General features: G+C 71.5%; 15 protein-coding genes. 14 read left to right on the plus strand and 1 reads right to left on the minus strand.

Translation table 11 applies throughout. The annotated features are described in order from the left end of the window. The first annotated feature begins 2 nt into the window (after positions 1–2). The 6 genes from OG948_RS32605 to OG948_RS32630 all read left to right on the plus strand — a co-directional run bounded on the left by OG948_RS32605 (position 3) and on the right by OG948_RS32630 (position 10,060). Entirely contained in the window at positions 3–3,347 is a 3,345-nt protein-coding gene (locus tag OG948_RS32605) for a type I polyketide synthase (protein WP_406299902.1), read from the plus strand. After that, complete coding sequence (locus tag OG948_RS32610; protein WP_406299903.1) at positions 3,344–4,774, plus strand: acyl-CoA carboxylase subunit beta; 1,431 nt, start codon at positions 3,344–3,346, stop codon at positions 4,772–4,774. The genes OG948_RS32605 and OG948_RS32610 overlap by 4 nt, the downstream gene beginning before the upstream one ends. An 80-nt stretch (positions 4,775–4,854) precedes the next feature. Then, a complete protein-coding gene (locus OG948_RS32615; protein WP_406299904.1) occupies positions 4,855–6,360 on the plus strand; it encodes a DHA2 family efflux MFS transporter permease subunit in 1,506 nt (501 codons plus the stop codon). Positions 6,361–6,377: 17 nt separating this feature from the next. Then, on the plus strand, positions 6,378–7,988 hold the full coding sequence (locus tag OG948_RS32620) for a DHA2 family efflux MFS transporter permease subunit (protein WP_406299905.1): 1,611 nt from the start codon (positions 6,378–6,380) through the stop codon (positions 7,986–7,988). Further along, positions 7,985–9,184 (plus strand): cytochrome P450, encoded by a 1,200-nt coding sequence (locus OG948_RS32625; protein WP_406299906.1) that lies wholly within the window; start codon positions 7,985–7,987, stop codon positions 9,182–9,184. The genes OG948_RS32620 and OG948_RS32625 overlap by 4 nt, the downstream gene beginning before the upstream one ends. Before the next feature lie 105 nt (positions 9,185–9,289). Continuing rightward, positions 9,290–10,060 carry a thioesterase II family protein gene (locus tag OG948_RS32630; protein ID WP_406299907.1) on the plus strand — a complete coding sequence of 257 codons (771 nt, stop codon included), beginning with the start codon at positions 9,290–9,292 and terminating at the stop codon, positions 10,058–10,060. 234 nt (positions 10,061–10,294) lie between these two features. Here the strand turns inward: OG948_RS32630 and OG948_RS32635 are convergent, their stop codons facing one another. Continuing rightward, positions 10,295–10,951 carry a GntR family transcriptional regulator gene (locus OG948_RS32635; protein WP_406299908.1) on the minus strand — a complete coding sequence of 219 codons (657 nt, stop codon included), beginning with the start codon at positions 10,949–10,951 and terminating at the stop codon, positions 10,295–10,297. A 106-nt stretch (positions 10,952–11,057) separates the two neighbouring features. Between OG948_RS32635 and OG948_RS32640 the strand changes: the two genes are divergently transcribed. The 8 genes from OG948_RS32640 (at position 11,058) to OG948_RS32675 (ending at position 21,014) form a co-directional block, all read left to right on the plus strand. After that, a complete protein-coding gene (locus OG948_RS32640) occupies positions 11,058–13,046 on the plus strand; it encodes a beta-galactosidase (protein WP_406299909.1) in 1,989 nt (662 codons plus the stop codon). Continuing rightward, the gene (gene gcvPA, locus OG948_RS32645; protein WP_406299910.1) at positions 13,043–14,377 is read left to right on the plus strand and encodes an aminomethyl-transferring glycine dehydrogenase subunit GcvPA; all 1,335 of its coding nucleotides are present in this window, start codon (positions 13,043–13,045) and stop codon (positions 14,375–14,377) included. The genes OG948_RS32640 and gcvPA overlap by 4 nt, the downstream gene beginning before the upstream one ends. Continuing rightward, on the plus strand, positions 14,377–15,933 hold the full coding sequence (gene gcvPB, locus OG948_RS32650; RefSeq protein WP_406299911.1) for an aminomethyl-transferring glycine dehydrogenase subunit GcvPB: 1,557 nt from the start codon (positions 14,377–14,379) through the stop codon (positions 15,931–15,933). Before gcvPA ends, gcvPB begins: the two co-directional genes overlap by 1 nt. Beyond that, positions 15,930–17,036: an ATP-NAD kinase family protein gene (locus tag OG948_RS32655; protein WP_406299912.1), complete on the plus strand. Its 1,107-nt coding sequence runs from the start codon at positions 15,930–15,932 to the stop codon at positions 17,034–17,036. Before gcvPB ends, OG948_RS32655 begins: the two co-directional genes overlap by 4 nt. Continuing rightward, positions 17,033–17,800 (plus strand): SDR family NAD(P)-dependent oxidoreductase, encoded by a 768-nt coding sequence (locus tag OG948_RS32660; protein ID WP_406299913.1) that lies wholly within the window; start codon positions 17,033–17,035, stop codon positions 17,798–17,800. Before OG948_RS32655 ends, OG948_RS32660 begins: the two co-directional genes overlap by 4 nt. A 96-nt stretch (positions 17,801–17,896) precedes the next feature. Beyond that, positions 17,897–19,186: an ABC transporter substrate-binding protein gene (locus OG948_RS32665; RefSeq protein ID WP_406299914.1), complete on the plus strand. Its 1,290-nt coding sequence runs from the start codon at positions 17,897–17,899 to the stop codon at positions 19,184–19,186. Between the two features lie 13 nt (positions 19,187–19,199). Beyond that, positions 19,200–20,159 (plus strand): carbohydrate ABC transporter permease, encoded by a 960-nt coding sequence (locus OG948_RS32670; protein WP_406299915.1) that lies wholly within the window; start codon positions 19,200–19,202, stop codon positions 20,157–20,159. Between the two features lie 15 nt (positions 20,160–20,174). Beyond that, positions 20,175–21,014, plus strand: a complete 840-nt coding sequence (locus OG948_RS32675) for a carbohydrate ABC transporter permease (protein WP_395867239.1) — start codon at positions 20,175–20,177, stop codon at positions 21,012–21,014. The last annotated feature ends 1 nt before the right edge of the window (position 21,015 follow it).

Below are 21,015 nucleotides of genomic sequence, written 5' to 3' on the forward strand. Positions count from 1 at the left end.
AAATGTCGGAAACCGAAGAACAGAAACTGCTGGACTACCTCAAGCGGGTCACCGGCGACCTGCGCCGCGCGCACCAGCGCATCCGCGCCCTGGAGGAGCGGGACGCCGAACCGATCGCGATCGTCGGGATGAGCTGCCGCTACCCGGGCGGGGTGAACTCGCCCGAGGACCTGTGGCAACTGGTGCACGCCGGCGGCGACGCGATCAGCGAGTTCCCCAGCGACCGGGGCTGGGACGTGGCCGACCTGTACGACCCGGACCCGGACCGGCCGGGCAAGACGTACACCCGAGAGGGCGGCTTCCTGTACGACGCGGCCGAGTTCGACGCCGGCTTCTTCGGCATCTCGCCGCGCGAGGCGCTGGCCACCGATCCGCAGCAGCGGCTGCTCCTGGAGACCGCGTGGGAGGCGTTCGAGCGGGCCGGCATCGACCCGGGCTCGCCCGACGCGCGCTCGACCGGCGTGTTCACCGGGCTGATGTACCACGACTACGCGACCCGGCTGCGATCCGTGCCCGAGGGCATGGAAGGCCAGTTGGGGCACGGCAACGCGGGCAGCATCGCGTCGGGTCGGGTGGCCTACGCGCTCGGCCTGGAGGGGCCGGCCGTCACCCTGGACACGGCCTGCTCGTCCTCGCTGGTCGCGCTGCACTGGGCGGCCCAGGCGCTGCGCCGGGGCGACTGCTCGCTGGCTCTGGCCGGCGGCGTCACGGTGATGTTCACCCCGGGGGTGTTCCTCGAGTTCAGCCGGCAGCGCGGGCTGGCCCCCAACGGTCGGTGCAAGTCGTTCGCGAACGCGGCCGACGGCACCGGCTGGTCCGAGGGCGCGGGCATGTTGCTGTTGGAGAAGTTGTCCGACGCGCGGCGGCACGGGCATCCCGTGCTCGCCCTGGTCCGGGGCACCGCGGTCAACTCCGACGGCGGTGGCACCGGCCTGACCGTGCCCAACGGCGCCGCGCAGCAGCGGGTGATCCGGCAGGCGCTGGAGGCGGCCCGGCTGACCCCGGAGCAGGTGGACGCGGTCGAGGCGCACGGCACCGGCACCACGTTGGGCGACCCGATCGAGGCGCACGCGCTGCTGGCCACCTACGGCCGCGACCGGCCCGCCGAACAACCCCTGTGGCTGGGCTCGTTGAAGTCCAACCTGGGCCACACCCAGGCCGCCGCGGGGGTGGCCGGGGTGATCAAGATGGTGCAGGCGATGCGGCACGGCGTACTGCCGCGCACGCTGCACGTGGACGAGCCGTCGGAGCACGTGGACTGGTCCTCGGGCGCGGTACGCCTGCTCACCGAGTCGATGGCCTGGCCGGACACCGGCCGGCCGCGCCGCGCGGGCGTGTCCTCGTTCGGGATCAGCGGCACCAACGCGCACGCGATCCTGGAACAGCCGCCCACCCCCGCCGAGGACGAGCGCGACTTGGTCCCGGACGGCGTGCCGGTGCCGGTGCTGCTGTCGGCGCGCTCCGCCGACGCGCTGCGCGACCAGGCGCTGCGCCTGGGCCTGCACATCCGACTGCGGCCCGAGGAGCGGATCGCCGACATCGCCTGGTCGCAGGCGCACACCCGGGCGGTGTTCGGGCACCGGGCGGTGCTGGTGGCCGCCGATCAGGAGGAGTTGGCCGGCGCGCTCAAGACGCTCGCGCGTGGGCAGAGCGGCGCCGCGGTGATCACCGGGCGCACCGGCGCCACCGTGGCCCGCCCGTCCGGCCTGGGCTTCCTGTTCAGCGGACAGGGCAGCCAGCGACCGCGGATGGGCCGGTTGTTGCGCGAGACGGAGCCGGTGTTCGCCGAGGCCTTCGACGCCGCGTGCGCCGAACTGGACCTGCGGCTGGCCGGGCACGTCGAGGTGCCGCTGACGGAGGTGCTCGCGGCCGGGGAGGGTACGCCGACGGCGGCGCTCCTGGACCGCACGGTGTACACCCAGGCCGGGCTGTTCGCGCTGGAGGTCGGGCTGTTCCGGCTCGCGTGGAGCTGGGGGCTGCGGCCGGATCACCTGCTCGGCCACTCGATCGGCGAGCTCGCCGCCGCGCACGTGGCCGGCGTCTGGTCGCTGCCGGACGCGGCGGCGCTGGTGGCCGCGCGCGGGCGGCTGATGCAGGCGCTGCCGGCGGGCGGCGCGATGCTGGCGATCCAGGCGACGGAGGAGGAGGCGAACGCCGCGATCGCGGACCATCCGGGCGGGTTGGCCGTGGCGGCGGTGAACGGGCCGCACTCGGTGGTGCTCTCCGGCGACGCGGACGCGGTGGCGGCGGTTGCCCGGGAGTGGGCCGAGCGCGGTCGCAAGGCCACCCGGCTGCGGGTGAGCCACGCCTTCCACTCGCCGCACATGGACCCGATGGCGGCCGAGTTCCGCCGGGTGGCCGCCGCGCTGGAGGCGCGCGAACCGGAGATTCCGGTGATCTCCAACCTGACCGGGCGGCCCGCGACCGCCGACGAGTTGGGTTCGCCGGACTACTGGGTGCGGCACGTCCGCGAGGCGGTGCGCTTCCACGACGGGGTGCGCGCCCTGGTCGGGCAGGGTGTGGGCACCTTCGTCGAACTGGGCCCGGACGGCGTGCTCAGCGCGATGGCCGGACAGTGCCTGACCGACGTCCCGGACGCGGTGGTGGTGCCGCTGCTGCGCAAGGACCGGCCCGAGCCCCGCGCGGTCGCCGAGGCGCTGGCCCAGGTGCACGTGCGCGGGGTCGGGGTGGATTGGTCGCGGGTGTTCGCGCCGCGGCGGGGACGCCGGGTGGAGCTGCCGACCTATCCGTTCCAGCGCCGCCGCTACTGGCTGGAGGATCGGCCCGGATTCGGCCCCACGGCGGCCGACTCGCCGCTGTGGCACGCCGTCGAGCGCGAGGACGCGGCGGCACTGGCCCGCGAGCTGGACGCGGAGGACGAACAGGCGCTGCTGGAGTCGGCGCTGCCGCTGCTGGCCGACTGGTACCGGCGGCGGATGGAGGACCGGGGATCGGCCCCGGGGCTGCCCGACGACCTGCCCGAGCGGGCCGAGTCCGACGCGCGCTCGCAGGCGCTGCCCGCCCGGCTGGCGGTGCTGTCGCCGGACGAGCGGGTGCAGGCGCTGGGCGAGGTGGTGCGCGAACACGTGGCCGCCGTGCTCGGCCACCCCGATCCCGACGCGATCGAGCCGGACAGCGAGTTCCTCGACCTGGGCTTCGCGTCGCTGACCGCGGTCGAACTGACCAAGCGGCTGGCCGAGGCGACCGGCCTGGAGCTGAACCCGACGCTGATCTACGACTACAACAACTCGGCGCTGGTGGCCGGCTTCATCGCCGACGAGTTGGCCCGCTCCGCCGCCTCGGCCGACGACGCCTTGCCGGACCTCACCCAGGAAGGCCACCGATGACCACCGCGACCGATCCGACCCGAATCGGGACGCCCGAAGCCCCGGACCCACGCGACCCCGAACTGCGCCTGGCCGCACTGTTCGACCCGGATACCCTGCTCCCGCGCGAACCGCGCGACGACAGCGGCGTACTCACCGCCGAGGGTCGCGTGCACGGCCTGCCGGTGCTCGCCTACTGCACCGACGCCACCCGGATGGGCGGCGCGTTGGGCTCGCCCGGCGCGGACCGGATCATCGCCGCGATCGACGACGCGGTGGACCGGGGCCTGCCGGTGATCGGGCTCTGGCACTCCGGCGGGGCCAAACTCGCCGACGGCGTGGCCTCGATGGACGGGGTGGGCCGGATGTTCGCCGCGATGACCCGCGCCTCGGGCCTGGTGCCGCAGATCTCCGTGGTGCTCGGCCCGGCCGCGGGCGCCGCCGCGTACGGTCCCGCGCTCACCGACATCGTGGTGATGGCGGAGACCGGCCGGATGTTCGTCACCGGCCCGGACGTGGTGCGCAGCGTCACCGGGGAGCAGATCGACATGGCCGGACTCGGTGGTACCGAGGCACACGGCCGCCAGTCCGGGGTCGCGCACGTGACCACGGCATCCGGGGCCGAGGCGATCGAACAGGCCCGCGCACTGGTGGAGTTGCTGAGCCGACCGGGCCGGCCCGACCCGGCGGCGGTGATCGGTGAGGCCGCGGACAACCCCCGGCGACTGTTGCCGGACCGGCCCCGGCGCGCCTACGACGTGCACCCGCTGGTCCGCGAACTCCTGGACGACCGGGCGTTCCTGGAACTACAGGCGCGCTGGGCCGCGAACATCGTGATCGGCTTCGGCCGGCTCGCCGGCGGCACCGTCGGGGTGATCGCCAACAACCCGCTGCGCAAGGGCGGTTGTCTGGACTCGCTGTCCGCGGAGAAGTCCTCCCGGTTCGTCCGGATGTGCGACGCGCTCGGCGTACCGCTGGTGGTCCTGGTGGACGTGCCCGGCTATCTGCCCGGGGTCGGCCAGGAGTGGGGCGGGGTGATCCGGCGCGGCGCCAAGCTGTTGCACGCGTTCGCCGCCGCCGTGGTGCCGCGGGTGACCCTGGTGACCCGCAAGTCCTACGGCGGCGCCTACATCGCGATGAACTCCCGCTCGCTGGGCGCGACCGCGGTGTACGCGTGGCCGGAGGCCGAAGTCGCGGTGATGGGCGCGGAGGCGGCCGTCGGCGTCCTGCACCGCAAGAAGATCGCGGCCACCGCCGAGGCGGACCGTCCCGCGCTGCTGGCCCGCCTGGTCACCGAACACGAACAGGCCTCCGGCGGGGTGAGCCGGGCGCTGGACATCGGGGTGGTGGACGAGGTGATCGAACCCGACGAGACCCGGTTCCGGCTGGCCCAGGCGCTGGCCAAAGCGCCCGCCGACCGAGGCCGGCACGGCAACATCCCGCTCTGATCCGGACCGTCCGCGCACATCACCCACCGAGTCGAACCCCGGTCGGATCCGGTCCAGGCCGGAGAGAGGCAACACACACAATGACCACGAGCGCAGCGAAACCCGCCGCCCCGCCGGCGGAGCGCAGCAAGGCCCTGATCCTGGTGGTGATCGGCCTCGCCCAGTTGATGGTGGCCCTGGACACCTCGCTGGTGAACCTCATCCTGCCCTGGGCACAGCGCGATCTGGGCATGTCCGACTCCAGCCGGCACCTGCTCGCGGCGGCCTACATGGTCGCCTACGGCAGCCTGCTGCCGCTGGGCGGACGGATCGCGGACCGGGTCGGCTACCGCCGCACCCTGCTGGTGGGCCTGGTCGGCTTCGCCGCGTCCTCACTGGTGGCCGGCCTCGCGCGGAACACCGAGTTCCTGGTCACCGCGCGCACCGTGCAAGGCGTGTTCGGCGCGATCCTGGCCCCGTCCACGCTGGCCATCCTGACCACCACGTTCACCGAACCCAAGGAACGCGGCCGGGCGTTCGGCCTGTACACCGCGATCGTCGCGGCGGGCAGCGGCCTGGGCATGGTGGCCGGCGGCGGCCTCACCGAATACCTGAGCTGGCGCTGGTGCCTGTATCTGAACGTGCCGATCGCGGTGGTAGCGGTGGTCGGCGCGCTGATCGTGCTGCCGGACACCCGGGGCCACCGGGAGACCGCGCTCGACCTGCCCGGCGCGGTGCTCGGCGGCGGCGGCATGGTGGCGCTGATGTACGGGATCAGCACGGCCGGCGCCAACGGGTGGGGTTCCAGCGAGGCGGTCACCCTGCTGGTCGGCTCGGTGGTCCTGCTCGCGGGCTTCGCGATCCGCCAGTCCAAGGCGACCCAACCGCTGTTGCCGCTGCGGTTGTTGGCCGACCGCAGCCGGGCGGGCGCGCTGATCGTGATCGCGCTCGGCGCGCTGGGCCCGTTCGGGCTGTACCTGTTCCTGACCTACCAACTCCAGGTGATCATGGACTACTCGCCGGTCGAGGCGGGGTTGGCCTGTGTGCCGCTGACCGTGGCGACGGTGATCTCCGCCGGGGTGATCAGCAAGCTCCAACCGGTGGTCGCGCCGCGCACGATGATCGTGCCCGGACTGATCGCCGGCGCGGTGGCGATGGTGATGTTCGCGCAGATGGACGAGAACAGTTCGTACCCGCTGCTGATCCTGCCCGCGCTGGTGCTGCTCGGCTTCACCCTGGGCATCGTGCACATCCCGGCCACCAACGCCGCGCTGAGCGGACTGCACCCGCGCGACGCGGGCTCGGTGTCCGCCTTCACGTTCGCCGCGCAACAACTCGGCGGCGCGATGGGCACCGCGCTGTTCAACACCATCGCCACCACCGCGACCGCCTCCTACGTCCTGCAACACCACGACCAGGCCACCGTCCTGGCGGACGGACACGGCTTCCGGGTGGCCACCATGTGGTCCGCCGGGCTGATGGTGTTCGCGGCCGTGGTCGCCGCCGTACTGATCAACGCGAAGGCCACCCGACAGACCCTGGACGACCCGCCGCCGGCCGAGGACCTGCCCGACATCGCCGCCGCCACCCCGGCCACCCGGTCGTGATCCGGCGGGCGCCCCGAGTGGGCGGCAGCCGGGGCGCGATCCTCGCGGTGGTCGCCACGGCGCAACTGATGGTGGTGCTGGACGTCACCGTGGTGAACATCGCGCTGCCCTCCACGCAGCGCGAGTTGGGCCTGTCGGACGCGGGCCGGCAGTGGGTGATCACCGCCTACACGCTGGCCTTCGGCGGCTTCCTGCTCGCGGGCGGCCGGATCTCCGACCGGATCGGGCGTACCCGGGGCCTGCTGGTGGGGCTGACCGGGTTCGCCATCGCGTCCGCCGCCGGCGGTGCCGCCGCGAACGCCGGCACGCTGATCGCCGCGCGCGCCGCGCAGGGACTGTTCTCCGCGCTGCTGGCGCCGTCCGCGCTGGCCCTGCTGACCACGACGTTCACCGGGACCAAGGAACGCGCCCGCGCGTTCGGCGTGTACGGCGCGGTGCTCGCCGCGGGCGGCGCGCTCGGCCTGGTGGTCGGCGGGTTGTGCACGCAGTACCTGGACTGGCGCTGGTGCCTGTACCTGAACTCGCCGATCGCGGTGGGCGCGCTGATCGCGGGCCTGGCGGTACTGCCGCGCGAGGACTCCTCCGGTGCGAAGCGCGCGAGTACGGGCCGACTGGGCCTGTTCGACGTGGCACTGGGCAGCGGCTCGATGGTCGCGCTGGTGTACCTGCTGACCGAGGCGGGCGCACACGGCTGGGGATCCACCCGGGTGTGGGCGCTCATCCCGGTCGCGATCGTGCTCCTGGCCGCCTTCGTGCTGCGCCAGCGCCGATCGGCGGACCCGCTGCTGCCGATGGCGGTGCTCGCCGACCGCAACCGGGCCGCGGCGTTCGTCACCATCGGGCTGACCGCGATCGGCATGTTCGGCATGTTCCTGGTGCTGACCTATCAACTCCAGGGCATCATGCGCTACTCGCCCCTGCGCACCGGGGTGGCGATGTTGCCGATGGCCGTCGCGGTGGTGTTGTCGGCGATGCTGATCGCGGCCCGACTGCTGCCCCGGCTGCCCGCGCGGGTGCTGATCGTGCCCGGCCTGGTGCTGTCCGCGGCGGGCCTGCTGGTGCTCACTCGGCTCACCCCGGACAGCACCTACGTCACCGGTGTGCTGCCCGCGTTGCTCCTGCTCGGCATCGGCTCCGGCATCACCTTGATGCCGTCGGTGGCCAGCACGATGAACGCCGTCGAACCCCGGTACACCGGCACCGTCTCGGCGTTCACCACCACGTCCCAACAACTGGGCGGCTCGATCGGCACGGCGCTGCTGAACACGATCGCCACCAGCGCCACCGCCTCCTACGCCGGCGGCCGGGGCGACCTGGTCCAGGCCGCGGACCGGGCCCGGGCGACCGTGCACGGCTACGCGGTCGCCTGCGGGTGGGCCACCGGAATCCTGCTCCTGTGCGCGGTCCTCGCGGGCGTGCTGATCAACGCCGGGCCGCAGGGCGAGCAGACCAAGAACCCCGACGAGGAGGCATCGGCGACCGCAGAGAACCCGGAGACACCCGGAAACCCCGAGAACCCCGAGATCCGCGAGCACCCGGAGATCCCCGAGATCACCGACAACCCCGAGAACCCCGAGAACCCCGTGCGGATCGACACAGACGAGCAAGAAAGCAGGGCACGACGTTGACCACCTTCGGAACCACCACCGCCTGGACCGAACCGCCCTCCGGGCACGCCGAGATGCTGGACTGGCTCGCCGAGCGGCGCGCGAAGGACGGACCGTGGCAGGACGAAAAGGGCAACTGGCACGTCTTTCGCTACCGCGACGTGCTCGACGTACTGAACGACCACACCACCTTCTCCTCGGACCTGCGTGATCTCTCGCCCCGGCACGCCGAGTTCGACGTGTTCAAGAAGGGCCTGTTCATCAGCATGGACGAGCCCCAGCACCGCAAGCTGCGCGGGCTGGTCAGTCAGGCGTTCACCCCCAAGGTGGTCGGGAAGCTGGCGCCGCGGGTGGCCGAGATCGCGCACGAGATGCTGGACGCGGTGCAGGACCGGGACCGGATCGAGTTGGTCGGTGACCTGGCCTACCCGCTGCCGGTGATCGTGATCGCCGAACTGATCGGCGTCCCGACCAGCGACCGGGCCACCTTCCAGCGGTGGGCCGACGCGCTCCTGGGCATCGGGGGCGAGGTGACCGCGGCGCCCGACGGCGAGGTGCTGAGCAGCCTGACGCTGACCCTGCGGGAGATGAACGTGTACCTGCTCGACCACATCCGCAGCCGCCGGGCAAACCCGAACGGCGACCTCACCAGCAACCTGATCGCCGCCGAGATCGACGGCGAGCACCTCGAGGACGAGGAGATCGTCGGCTTCGTCGGCATGCTGCTCCTGGCCGGGCACATCATGACCACGCTGATGATCAGCGCCACGCTGTCCTGCCTGGACGACCACCGCGACGCGATCACCGAGATCCGCCGCGAGCCGGACGCGCTGCCCGGCGCGATCGAGGAGGTGCTGCGCTTCCGCACCCCCTCGGTCCGCCAGGAGCGGCTGGCGCTGCGCGAGGCGACCGTCGGCGGCGGCCTGGTGCCGGCCGGGGCCTCACTGGTGTTGTGGTTGTCCGGGGCCAACCGGGACGCGGGCCAGTTCCCCGACGCCGACCGGTTCGACATCCGCCGTACGCCCAACGCGCACCTGAGCTTCGGGCGCGGCATCCACCACTGCATCGGCGCACCGCTGGCCCGGTTGGAGTGCAAGACCGTGCTGGAGGTGCTGTTCGGCCGCTTCACCGAGTTCGCCGGCGCGGGCGCCGTCCCGCACGACGCGCGCTCGTCGTTCGCGCCGCTGAAGCTGCCGCTGGACGTGACCTGGGCCTGACCCGACCACCCGGCCCCGACCGCCCCGCCCCGCCCGTCGCCGAACGCGGCCGGTCGGGGCGGGGCGCCGCTCGGCCTTTGTACTCACCGAAGACGAGGGCATGCGATGAACGTCACCACCTCCGCGCAGGGCACCTGGCTGCGGAGCTATCACCCGACCCCCGAGGGACGTCCCCGGCTGGTCTGTTTCCCGCACGCGGGCGGCTCGGCGAGCTTCTTCTTCGCCTTCGCCAAGGCCCTGGCCCCCTCGGTCGAGGTGCTCGCGGTGCAGTATCCCGGGCGCCAGGATCGCCGGCACGAGCCCTGCGTCGACGACCTGGCGCGGCTCGCCGACGAGATCGCCGAGATCATGCCCGCGTGGGCCGACCGACCGCCGGCCTTCTTCGGGCACAGCATGGGCGCGACGCTGGCCTTCGAGGTGGCGCTGCGGCTCGGCGAGCGCACGGACGCGGTCGGCCCGAGCCGGCTGTTCGTCTCGGGCCGGCGGGCGCCCGGGCGGCACCGGACCGAGACCGTGCACCTGCGCGACGACGCGGGGCTGATCGACGAATTGTTGCTGCTCAACGGCACCGAGCCGGGCGTCCTGCTGGACGACGACGTGCTGCGGATGGTGCTGCCGTCGCTGCGTGCCGACTACCGGGCGATCGAGCGCCACGTGGTGCGCCCCGGGGCCCGGGTGGACTGCCCGATCACGGTCCTGGTGGGCGACGCCGACCCGAAGGTCACCGTGGACGAGGCCCGGGCCTGGCGCGAGCACACCACGGTGGGTGGCACGGACATGTCCGTCTTCCCGGGCGGACACTTCTACCTCAACGAGCACCGGCCGGCCGTCGTCGACCTGATCACCTCCGCGCTCGCCCCCCACGCCTCGATCTGATCACCGCCGCGCTGCCCACCCCCGACACCTCGATCCGATCACCGCCGCGCTGCTCGCGCCGGACGCCCCGATCCGATCACCGCCGCGCTGCCGGCCCCGGACGCCTCGACCCGAGCGCACCCCGGTCGCCCGGTTCAGGGCACGCCGGCCGGCCGCTCGGCTCCGGGCACGCCACAGGGCGGGTCGGCTTCGTCTCGTGGACGAAGGCGGCCCGCCGAAGCGGCGCGCGGACGATCAGGCCGACTCCGGGGTCACCGGGATCCGGCCGGTCATCCGCTCCATGCCGCTGATCCAGTTGTCGCGCAGCGCCGCCGTGGCGGCCGGCACGTCACCGGCGCGCAGGTGCTCGGCGATTCGGCAGTGCTCCTCGGCCTCGCGCTCCAACAGCGTGTCCTCGCCCGCGATCAGGTGGGTGTAGCGGCGCATGCCCGCCTTCACGCTCGTCACCAGGTCCAGCAGCCGCTCGTTGGGGCATTTACCGAGCAGCAGATCGTGCCACTCGTCGTCGTGCCACTCGATCTCCGACTGCTCCGCCACCTGATCCGGGAAGCCCCGGGCCAGGCGCAGCAACTCCGGTGCCATTTCCCGGAGGTCATCCGGATCGGAGAGCTCCAGAGCGAGTGACTCCAGACCCGCGACGATCTCGCACAGCTCGCGGAACTCCTTGCTGCTGACCGGTGCGAACCGGAAGCCGCGCCCCTGATTGCTCTCCAGGACGCCTTCGCCGGCCAGGGTGATCAGGGCTTCGCGCAGGGGCGTGCGACTCACGCCCAACTCGGCCGCGAGCACCACCTCGTTGATGTCCTTGCCTGCCGCGAAGTCGCCTCTGTCGAGGCGCAGAAGCAACTCCTCGCGGATCTGCTCCCGCAGAGGTCGCCGCTGGATGGCCATGTGTCGGTTACTCCTCGTGTTGATCGGCGCCGATATCTGGTGCTTGACATGACGCACCGCACACACCTTGAATTATGAATACAGAATACATGAACGGGAGGTCGACGTGCGGTTGACGCGAGTGCCGGGATTGCTGTTCGGGGGTGACTACAACCCCGAACAGTGGCCGGAGGAGGTCTGGGCCGAGGACGCCAAGCTGATGGTCGAGGCGGGCGTGAACATGGCGACCGTCGCGGTCTTCTCCTGGTCACGGCTGGAACCGCGCCCCGGGGAGTACGACTTCGGCTGGCTGGACCGGGTGCTCGACCTGCTGCACGAGCACGGCATCGCCGCCGACCTGGCCACCGCGACCGCGACCCCGCCGCCGTGGTTGGTTCGCGAGCACCCGGAGCTGCTGCCGGTCGACGCCAACGGTACCCGGCTGGAGTTCGGCTCCCGCCAGGGCTACTGTCCCAGCTCGCCGATCTTCCGCGCGGCCACCGTCCGGCTGGCTCGGGCGATGGCGGAGCGTTACGCCGAGCACCCCGCCCTGGCCATGTGGCATATCGGCAACGAGTACGCGGACCACACGCTCGAGTGCTTCTGCGACGAGTCCGCCCGGCACTTCCGGCGTTGGCTGAGCGAGCGATACCGGGACATCGACGGCCTCAACGCCGCCTGGGGCACCTCCTGCTGGGGCCAGCACTACACCGACTTCGAGCAGATCGCCCCGCCGCGCAAGGCACCGGGCCCGGTCAACCCGACCCAGGTGCTGGACTGGCGCCGGTTCTGCTCCGACGCGCTCCTGGAGTGCCTCGAGCTGGAGAAGCGGGTGTTGCGCGAGGTCACCCCGGACATCCCGGTGACCACGAACTTCATGAGCATCCTGCCCGGCCTGGACTACTGGAAGTGGGCCGCCGCCGAGGACTTCGTCAGCGACGACGCCTACCCCGACCCCGCCGACCCCACCTCGCACATGGCCATCGCGCTCAGCTACGACCTGATGCGCTCGCTCAAGCAGCGCCCCTGGCTGCTCCTGGAGCAGGCCCCGAGCGCGGTGAGCTGGCGCGAGGTCAACGTGCCCAAGCCGCCGGGCAAGATGCGCCTGGACAGCCTCCAGGCACTCGCCCACGGCGCCGACGGAGTGATGTTCTTCCAATGGCGCCAGGCCCGCTACGGACCCGAGAAGTTCCACTCCGCCCTCCTGCCGCACGGCGGTGTGCACACCCGCGGATGGCAGGACACGCTACGCCTGGGCGGCGACCTGGAAAAGCTCGCCGAGATCGCCGGCAGCACCTCCCGGGCGGACGTCGCGCTGCTCCTGGACTGGTCCTCGTGGTGGGGCCTGGAGGCCCCCGAGTCGATGCCGTCCAAGCGGCTGGAGCTCAAGCGGCTGCTGAACGCGTGGTACGCACCGCTGCACGCCCGCGGGATCACCGTGGACCTGGCCCCGCCGGACCGCGACCTGTCCGGGTACCGCCTGGTGATCGCACCCAACCTCTACCTGTGCACCGACGAGCAGGCCGCGAATCTGCGGGCGTTCGACGGCGAGCTGGTCGTCGGCCCGTTCAGCGGCGTGGTGGACGCGGCCGACCGGGTGCACCCCGGCGGCGCACCCGGCCCGCTGCGCGACCTGCTCGGCCTGAGCGTCGACGAATTCTGGCCGTTGGCCGACGGAGCCACCCAAGGCGTCCGGCACGCCGACGGCACCCCGGGGACGGCGACCCGGTGGGCCGAGTGGCTGCGACCGGAAGGGGCCACGCCGCTGGCCGACTACGAGGGCGGCGACCTGGCCGGGCAACCCGCGATCACCCGGCTCGGCCGGGCCACCTACGTGGGCTGCGACCTCGACGACGTCACCCCGATCCTGACCGACGTACTCACCCGCGCCGGGGTCCGCTCCGTCGCGGACGTGCCCCCGGCGGTCGAGGCCTGCCGCCGGACCGGCCCCGACGCCGACTACCTGTTCCTGCTCAACCACGGCACGACCACCGCGCCGGCGACCCTGCGCGCCCCCGGCACGGACCTGCTGACCGGGCGCGACCTGCACGGCCCGGTCGAGATCGGGCCCAGGGACGCCGTGGTGCTGCGCACCGCTCACGAGGGAGAGAAGTGACCCACCCCTACATACCCAATGCCGAGCCGGCCGTGCGGGCCGAGATGCTGGCCGCGATCGGGGTCGAGTCCGTCGAGGACTTCTACACCGACATCCCCGCCGCGCTGCGCCTGAACCGCCCGCTCGACCTGCCCGCGCCGATGTCCTCGGAACACGAACTGGTCCGGCACATGCGCGGGTTGCTCGGTCGCAACACCGACACCACCGAGGTGCTCAGCTTCCTCGGCGGCGGCTGCTACCCGCACCACGTGCCCGCCGTGTGCGACGAGGTCAACTCGCGCGGCGAGTTCCTCACCGCCTACGCGGGCGAACCGTACGAGGACCACGGCCGGTTCCAGGCGATCTTCGAGTACGTCAGCATGATGGGCGAACTCCTGGAACTGGACGTGGTCAACGTCCCCACCTACGACGGCTTCCAGGCCTCCGGTACCGCGCTGCGGATGGCCGCGCGCTACACCGGCCGGTCCAAGGTGCTGGTCACCGCGGCGATCGGCGCGGACAAGCTGAGCAAGCTGCACGACTTCCTCGCGCCCGACATCGAGATCGTCATGCTCGCGGTCGGCGAGAGTGGCGAGGCCGCCGAGTTCACCGTCGACGACACCGTCGCCGCGGTCTACCTGGAGAGCCCCAACCTCTACGGCGTGGTCGAGACCCGCACCGCCGAGATCGCCGAACTCGCGCACGCACAGGGCGCGTTGCTGGTGGTCAGCGCGGACCCGATCTCGCTCGGCGTGCTCGCCCCGCCCGCGAGTCTGGGCGCGGACATCGTCTGCGGCGACATCCAGTCGCTGGGCATGCACCAGAACTACGGCGGCGGCCACGCCGGTTACATCGCCACCCGCGACGAACCGCGCCTGGTCGCCGAGTTCCCCTCGCGCCTGTTCGGCATCGCGCCGACCGCGGTGCCCGGCGAATACGGCTTCGGCGACGTCTTCTACGACCGCACCTCCTTCGCGCTGCGCGAGGAGGGCAAGGAATGGGTGGGCACCGCCGCCTCGCTGTGGGGCATCACGGCCGGCGTCTACCTCGCGCTGATGGGCCCGGAGGGCATGCGCGAACTGGGCGAGACGATCCTGGCCCGGACCCGCTACGCGATGGACGAGCTCGCCGCCGTCCCCGGAGTGCGGGTGCGGCACGCCGCCGGCGTGCACTTCCGCGAGTTCGCGATCGAGGTGGCCGACACCGACGCGCTGCTCGGCGCGCTGCGCGAGCACGGCATCTACGCCGGCATCGCGCTGGACGCCACGACGCTGCTGGTCTGCGTGACCGAGCGGCACGGCAGGGACGACATCGACACGCTGGTGCGAGCGGTACGAGAGGTGCAGGGCTGATGGGTGCCGTCGGAGAATCCTTCGCGAAATTGCCGATCGAGGCCAAGCCGCCGCTGCGCCGGTTCCACCAGGCGCGCTGGGACGAGCCGATCATCTTCGAGCAGTCCAGCCCGGGCCGGCGCGGCATCGGGGTGCCCGAGGCGGGCGTGCCGGCCGTCGAACTGCCGGCCGGCATCCGGCGCGAGACGCCGCCCGCGCTGCCGCAGATGTCCCAGTTGCACGTGCTCCGGCACTACGTGCGACTGTCCCAGGAGACCGTGGGCGTCGACGTGGGCATCGCGGTCGGCCAGGGCACCTGCACGATGAAGTACAGCCCCAAGATCAACGACCGGTTCGTCAGCGACCCGAAGATCGCCGAACTGCACCCGGCGCAGCCCGAGGACAGCGTGCAGGGCGTGCTCGCCATCTACTGGCAACTGGAGCAGATGCTCAAGGAGATCTCCGGCCTGGACCGGGTCTGCCTGCAACCGGGCTCCGGTTCGGCGGCGATCTACGCCAACATCGCGATGATCCGCGCGTACCACGCCTCGCGGGGCGAGGGCGAGCAGCGCGACCAGGTGATCACCACGATGTTCTCGCACCCCTCGAACGCGGCCTGCGCGAAGGTCGCCGGGTACGACGTGATCACGCTGATGCCGGACGCCGACGGCTACCCGGACATCGAGGCGCTGCGCGCGGCCGTGGGCCCGCGGACCGCCGCGCTGATGATCACCAACCCGGAGGACACCGGGATCTACAACCCGCGGATCGCCGAGTTCGTCGAACTCGTGCACGGTGTCGGCGGGTTGGCCTGCTACGACCAGGCCAACGCGAACGGCATCCTGGGCATCACCCGGGCCGCCGACGCCGGGTTCGACCTGTGCCACTTCAACCTGCACAAGACCTTCTCCACGCCGCACGCGTGCGGCGGCCCGGCCGCGGGTGCCTGCGGGGTCGCGGAGAAGCTGGTGCCGTTCATGCCCGGCCCCACCGTCGAGTTCGACGGCGAGCGCTACTTCATGGACACCGACCGGCCGCAGTCGGTCGGCAAGATCCGGCCCTACCTCGGGGTCACCCCGAACGTGGTGCGCGCCTACGCGTGGATCATGGCGCTGGGCGCCGAGGGCCTGCGTCAGGTCGCCGAGACGGCCGTGCTGAACAACAACTACCTGATGCACAAGGTGCTGAAGATCCCCGGCGCCTCCGCGCCGTGGAACAAGGGCCGGCTGGAGCAGGTCCGCTACTCGTGGCAGGACCTGTACGAGGACACCGGCGTGCACTCGGAGGAGATCGGCGTGCGCGCGTCCGACTTCGGGGTGCACTACTGGACCAGCCACCACCCGTACGTGGTGCCCGAGCCGTTCACCCTGGAGCCGACCGAGTCGTACTCCAAGGAGGACCTGGACGAGTACGCCGCGATCCTGGCGCACGTCGCGGACGAGGCGCGCACCGAACCGGAGTTCGTCAAGGGCGCGCCGTACAACCAGACCGTGCACAAGATCGACCCGTCCTGCCTGGACGACCCGGACCAGTGGGCGACGACCTGGCGGGCGTACGTCCGCAAGCACCTGTCATGAGAGTCGGCCTGATCGTCAACCCGGTCGCGGGCCTGGGTGGAGCGGCCGGGCTCAAGGGCAGCGACGGCGCCGACGTGCAGCGCGAGGCGCTCGCCCGCGGCGCGAGGGCCCGGGCGGGGGAGCGTGCGGCGGTGGCCGTACGCGCCCTGCTCGCGGCCCGCCCGGACGCCACCGTGGTCACCGTGCCCGGCGCGATGGGCGAGAGCGTCGTGCGCGCCGCCGGCGCGGTGCCCGAGCTGGTGGCGTGCGCACCGGGGGAGCCGTCCTCGTCCGCCGACACCCTGGCCTGCGTCCGGGCGTTGGCGGCGGTGGACCTGCTGCTGTTCGCGGGCGGCGACGGCACCGCGCGGGACGTGCTCGACGCCGGGCCGAGCGGGCCCGTGCTCGGCATCCCGGCGGGCGTGAAGGTCTACTCCGGGTGCTTCGCGGTCGGCCCGGCGGCGGCCGGACACGCCGCCGCCGAGTTCACCGGGCACACCGCCGAGGCCGAGGTGGTGGACCTGGACGAACAGGCCTATCGCGAGGGCCGGGTCAGCCCCCGGCTCTACGGCACACTGACCGTGCCGGCCGCCCGGGTGCGGCTGTCCGGTCGCAAGACCGGCTCCTCGGGGGCCGCGCCGGAGACCGTCGAGGGGATCGCCCGCGAGGTGGTCGCCCGGATGCGACCGGGCGTGCGCTACATCCTGGGCCCGGGCAGCACCACGCGCGCGGTGGGCCGGGCGCTGGGCGCACCCTCCACCCTGCTCGGCGTGGACGTGGTCGTCGACGGCGCGCCGATCGGGGTCGACGTGAGCGAGAGCGCGCTGCTCGACCTGGTGGACGGACACGAGGCGGACGCGGTCGTGTCGGTGATCGGCGGTCAGGGCTTCGTGCTCGGGCGCGGCAACCAGCAGATCAGCCCGCGGGTGTTGGCCCGGGTGCACGGCCTGACGGTGCTCGCCACCCGTACCAAGCTCGCCGCGCTCGGCGGCCGGCCGCTGCTCGCCGACACCGGCGACCCGGCCACGGACGCGAGGCTGAGCGGCTACGTCCAGGTGGTCACCGGCTACCGCGAGACCGTCCCCTATCGAATTGTTCCTGCCAGCGAGGAGAGCTCCGGATGAACGGCATGACTGGTTCCCTGCACGGAAAGGTCGCCATCGTCACCGGCGGCGGCTCGGGTATCGGCCGGGCCACCGCGCTGATGTTCGCGGCGGAGGGCGCGGACGTGGTGATCGCCGACATCGACGCGGCGGCCGCGACCCGCACCGCCGAGGAGATCACGGCGCGGGGTTCGCGCGCGGTCGGCGTCAAGGCGGACGTCTCCGCCGAGGCGGACTGCGAGTCGGTGGTGTCCACGGCGGTGCAGAGCTTCGGCGGGCTGCACGTGCTCTTCAACAACGCGGGCATCATCCGGCGCGCGGACGCGATCGGCACCACGGTCGACGAGTGGGACCGGGTGATGGCGGTCAACGTGCGCTCGGTCTTCCTGATGTGCAAGCACGCGATCCCCGCGATGACCGACGGCGGGTCGATCGTCAACACCGGCTCCGGCTGGGGCCTCAAGGGCGGCGGCAACGCGATCTCCTACTGCGCGTCCAAGGCCGCCGTGGTCAACATGACCCGGGCCCTGGCGATCGACCACGCGGCGGCCGGGATCCGGGTCAACTCGGTCAACCCCGGCGACACGGACACCCCGATGCTGCGCGAGGAGGCGCGGCAACTGGCCGAGGACTGGACGGCGTTCGCGGCCGACGCGGCGGACCGCCCGATGGGTCGCTCCGGCACCCCGGACGAGATCGCCCGCGCCGTGCTGTTCCTCGCCTCCGACGCGGCCGGCTACATCACCGGCACCGCCCTGGTCGTCGACGGCGGCGGCCTCGCCTAGTCCCACCCGCGCCCCCGCCCCCGTCGCCATCGGCGGCGGGCGCGGGCCGGTTCCCAGCACGCGCACGTCCCGCACCCATCCCCCCGGAGGCACATCGTGTCATTTTCCCGCGCAGCGAAGACCGTCGCCGTGCTGGCCGCCGGCGCCGCACTCGCCGCAACCACCGGTTGTGGCGGGAGCAGCGGCTCCGGCTCCGGCTCCGGCAAGACCACCGTCACCTGGTCGACCTGGGGCAACCCGGAGGAACTCGCCCGGTTCAAGGACTTCGAGAAGGACTTCGGCAAGCGCCACCCCGATATCAAGCTGAAGCTCCAGGCGGTCCCCTCCTACAGCGACTACCACTCCAAGCTGCTCACCCAGCTCTCCTCCAAGACCGCGCCCGACGTGTTCTACGTCGGCGACGACTTCATCGGGAAGTTCGTCTCCGCCGGGGTGCTCTCGCCGCTCAACGAGAAGATGGCGGCCCCCGACAGCAAGGCCAAGCCGGAGGACTTCTTCGACGGCCTGTACGGCGGCGCCAAGAAGGACGGGCAGATCTACGGCATACCCAACGACGCCAACCCCGAGGTGCTCTGGTACGACAAGCAGGCGCTCAAGGACGCCGGCATCACCGAGGACCCGGCCACGCTGAACGCCCAGGGCAAGTGGACGATGGCCACCTACCTGGAGATGAACCGCAAGCTCAAGGCGGCGGACAAGGCCGGCTCGATCTTCTACAACTGGTACGGCTCGACCTACAGCATGATCAACGGCTTCGGCGGCAAGGTGTACGACGGCGGCAAGTTCGTCGGCAACACCGACCCCAAGTCGCGCGAGGCATTGAAGACCCTGGCCGACGGCTACCAGAACGGGACCTTCCTGGTCGCCGACAACCTGCCCGAGGGCAACGGCTCGGACGTGCAGTTCATCAAGCACAAGGCCGGTTTCTCCGCGGGCGGCCGATGGATGATCGACACCGTCAAGAAGGGACAGCAGGACAACTACGACATCGTGCCGTTCCCGTCCCAGAGCGGCGTGCTGATGCCGCAGACGGTGGGTACCTCCTTCCTGGCGCTGAACAAGGACGCCAAGAACGCGCAGGCGGCCTGGACGTTCCTGTCCGAGTTCGTCTCCAAGGACGGCCAGACCACGCGCCTGAAGGGCGGCGGCAACGCGGTGCCCTCGGTCAAGGGCGCGGACAGCGTGGTGATGGAGGGCTACCCCGCGCACGCGCAGACCTTCATCGACACCCGTGACGGCGGCTTCGCCAACTACCCGGAGGAGGCCGGTGTCCCGGAGCTGACGGCGAGCATCAACGAACTGCTGATGAAGCTGTGGACCGGCAAGATCGGCTTCGACCAGGCGATGAACGACCTCGGCTCGCTCGTCTCCGGCAAACTGCGCTGACCGGGGGCCCGCCGTGACCACGTCCACGCTCAGCCGCACCACCGACGCACGGCGCCCGGCCACCGAAACCCCCGAGCGCCGCCGGTCCCTTCGGGGCCGGCGGCGCCGGGAGCGGTGGTGGGCCGCCCTCTTCCTCGGTCCGCAACTGATAGCCCTGCTGGTGTTCACCCTGGGGCCGCTGGGCTTCGCGGTCGTCCTGGCCTTCATGAAGTGGGACGGCCTGGGCGACAAGTCCTGGGTCGGCTTCGACAACTTCCAGACCCAGCTCTCCGATCCCACCTTCCGCGACGCGGTGCTGAACACGCTGACCCTGGGCCTGATCACGGTGCCGGTGGGCCTGGTCCTGGCCCTGCTCATCGCGATGGCGCTGAACAACGTGCGCGGCAAGACCATCTACCGGGTGATCTACTTCCTGCCGGTGGTCACCAGTTCGGTGGCCGTCGCGGTGATCTGGCAGATGTTGCTGGCCAGCGGCGACCTGGGGATGCTCAACAACACCGTGCACGACTGGTTCGGCATCACACTGCCCGACTGGCTCAACGATCCGGACTGGGTGATGGTCGCGATCGCGGCGGTGACCATCTGGTCCTCGCTGGGCCTGAACGTGGTGATCTTCCTGGCCGGCCTCCAGTCCATCCCGGCGCACCTGACCGAGGTGGCCCGGCTCGACGGCGCGGGACCGGTCCGGATCTTCCGGCACGTGACGCTGCCGCTGCTGTCCCCGACCATCTTCTTCTCCTTCGTGGTCGCGGTGATCAGCTCCTTCCAGGCCTTCGACCAGATCTACGTGCTGGTCGACCCGACCCACAACGAAGGGGCTCGCACGATCGTGTACCAGGTCTACGACCTGGGCTTCAAGAAGTTCGAGTTCGGCGCCAGCAGCGCCGCCGCCCTGCTCCTGACGCTGATGACGATCGTGGTCACCGTGGCCCAGTTCGGCATGCAGAAGCGCTTCGTCCACTACGAGTCGTAAGAGAGGATGGTCGTGATGGTCACTGCCATCCGCCGACGTTTCGGCACCGTCGCACTGCACACCCTGCTCATCGTGGGCGGGCTGCTGATGACGTTCCCGTTCGTGTGGATGCTGCTCACCGCGTTCAAGAGCGAGGGGCAGATGATCCAGGATCCGCTGGCCTGGCTGCCGGACCCCTGGCGCGCGAGCAACTTCCCCGACGCCTTCGACGCGATGCCGTTCGGCCGCGCCTACTGGAACAGCTTCTACATCGCGATGATCACCGTCGTGGTGACGCTGCTCACCGCGTCGATGGCGGCCTACGCCTTCACCCGTATCGAATTCCCGTTCTCCCGCACGCTGTTCGTGATCTTCCTGCTCACCCAGATGGTGCCGACCCAGGTCACCCTGGTGCCGCTGTACGTGATGTTGTCGAACCTCGGCTGGATCGACACCCACCTGGCGCTGATCCTGCCCGCCATCGCCAACCCGTTCGCGGTGTTCATGATGCGCCAGTTCATCCGCGCGGTGCCGATCGAACTGGAGGAGGCCGCCCGGCTGGACGGCGCGAACCGGTGGACGATCTTCACCCGGATCGTGCTGCCCAACATCCGGCCCGGCATGGCCGCGCTGGGCATCATCGTCTTCCTGAGCAGTTGGAACAGCTTCATCTACCCGTTGATCTTCCTCAACTCCGAGGACAAATTCACCGTTCCGATGTTGCTCGCCTCGTTCAAGGGCCAGCACGGCGGACTGGACTACGGCATGCTCCTGGCCGCTTCGACGATCTCCGTGGTGCCCATGCTGATCGCGTTCGTGATCGGGCAGCGCAGGATCATCAGCAGCATGGCGGCATCCGGCATGGGAGGCCGCTGAG

This window comes from Embleya sp. NBC_00888, assembly GCF_045207655.1.
Classification (GTDB): domain Bacteria; phylum Actinomycetota; class Actinomycetes; order Streptomycetales; family Streptomycetaceae; genus Embleya.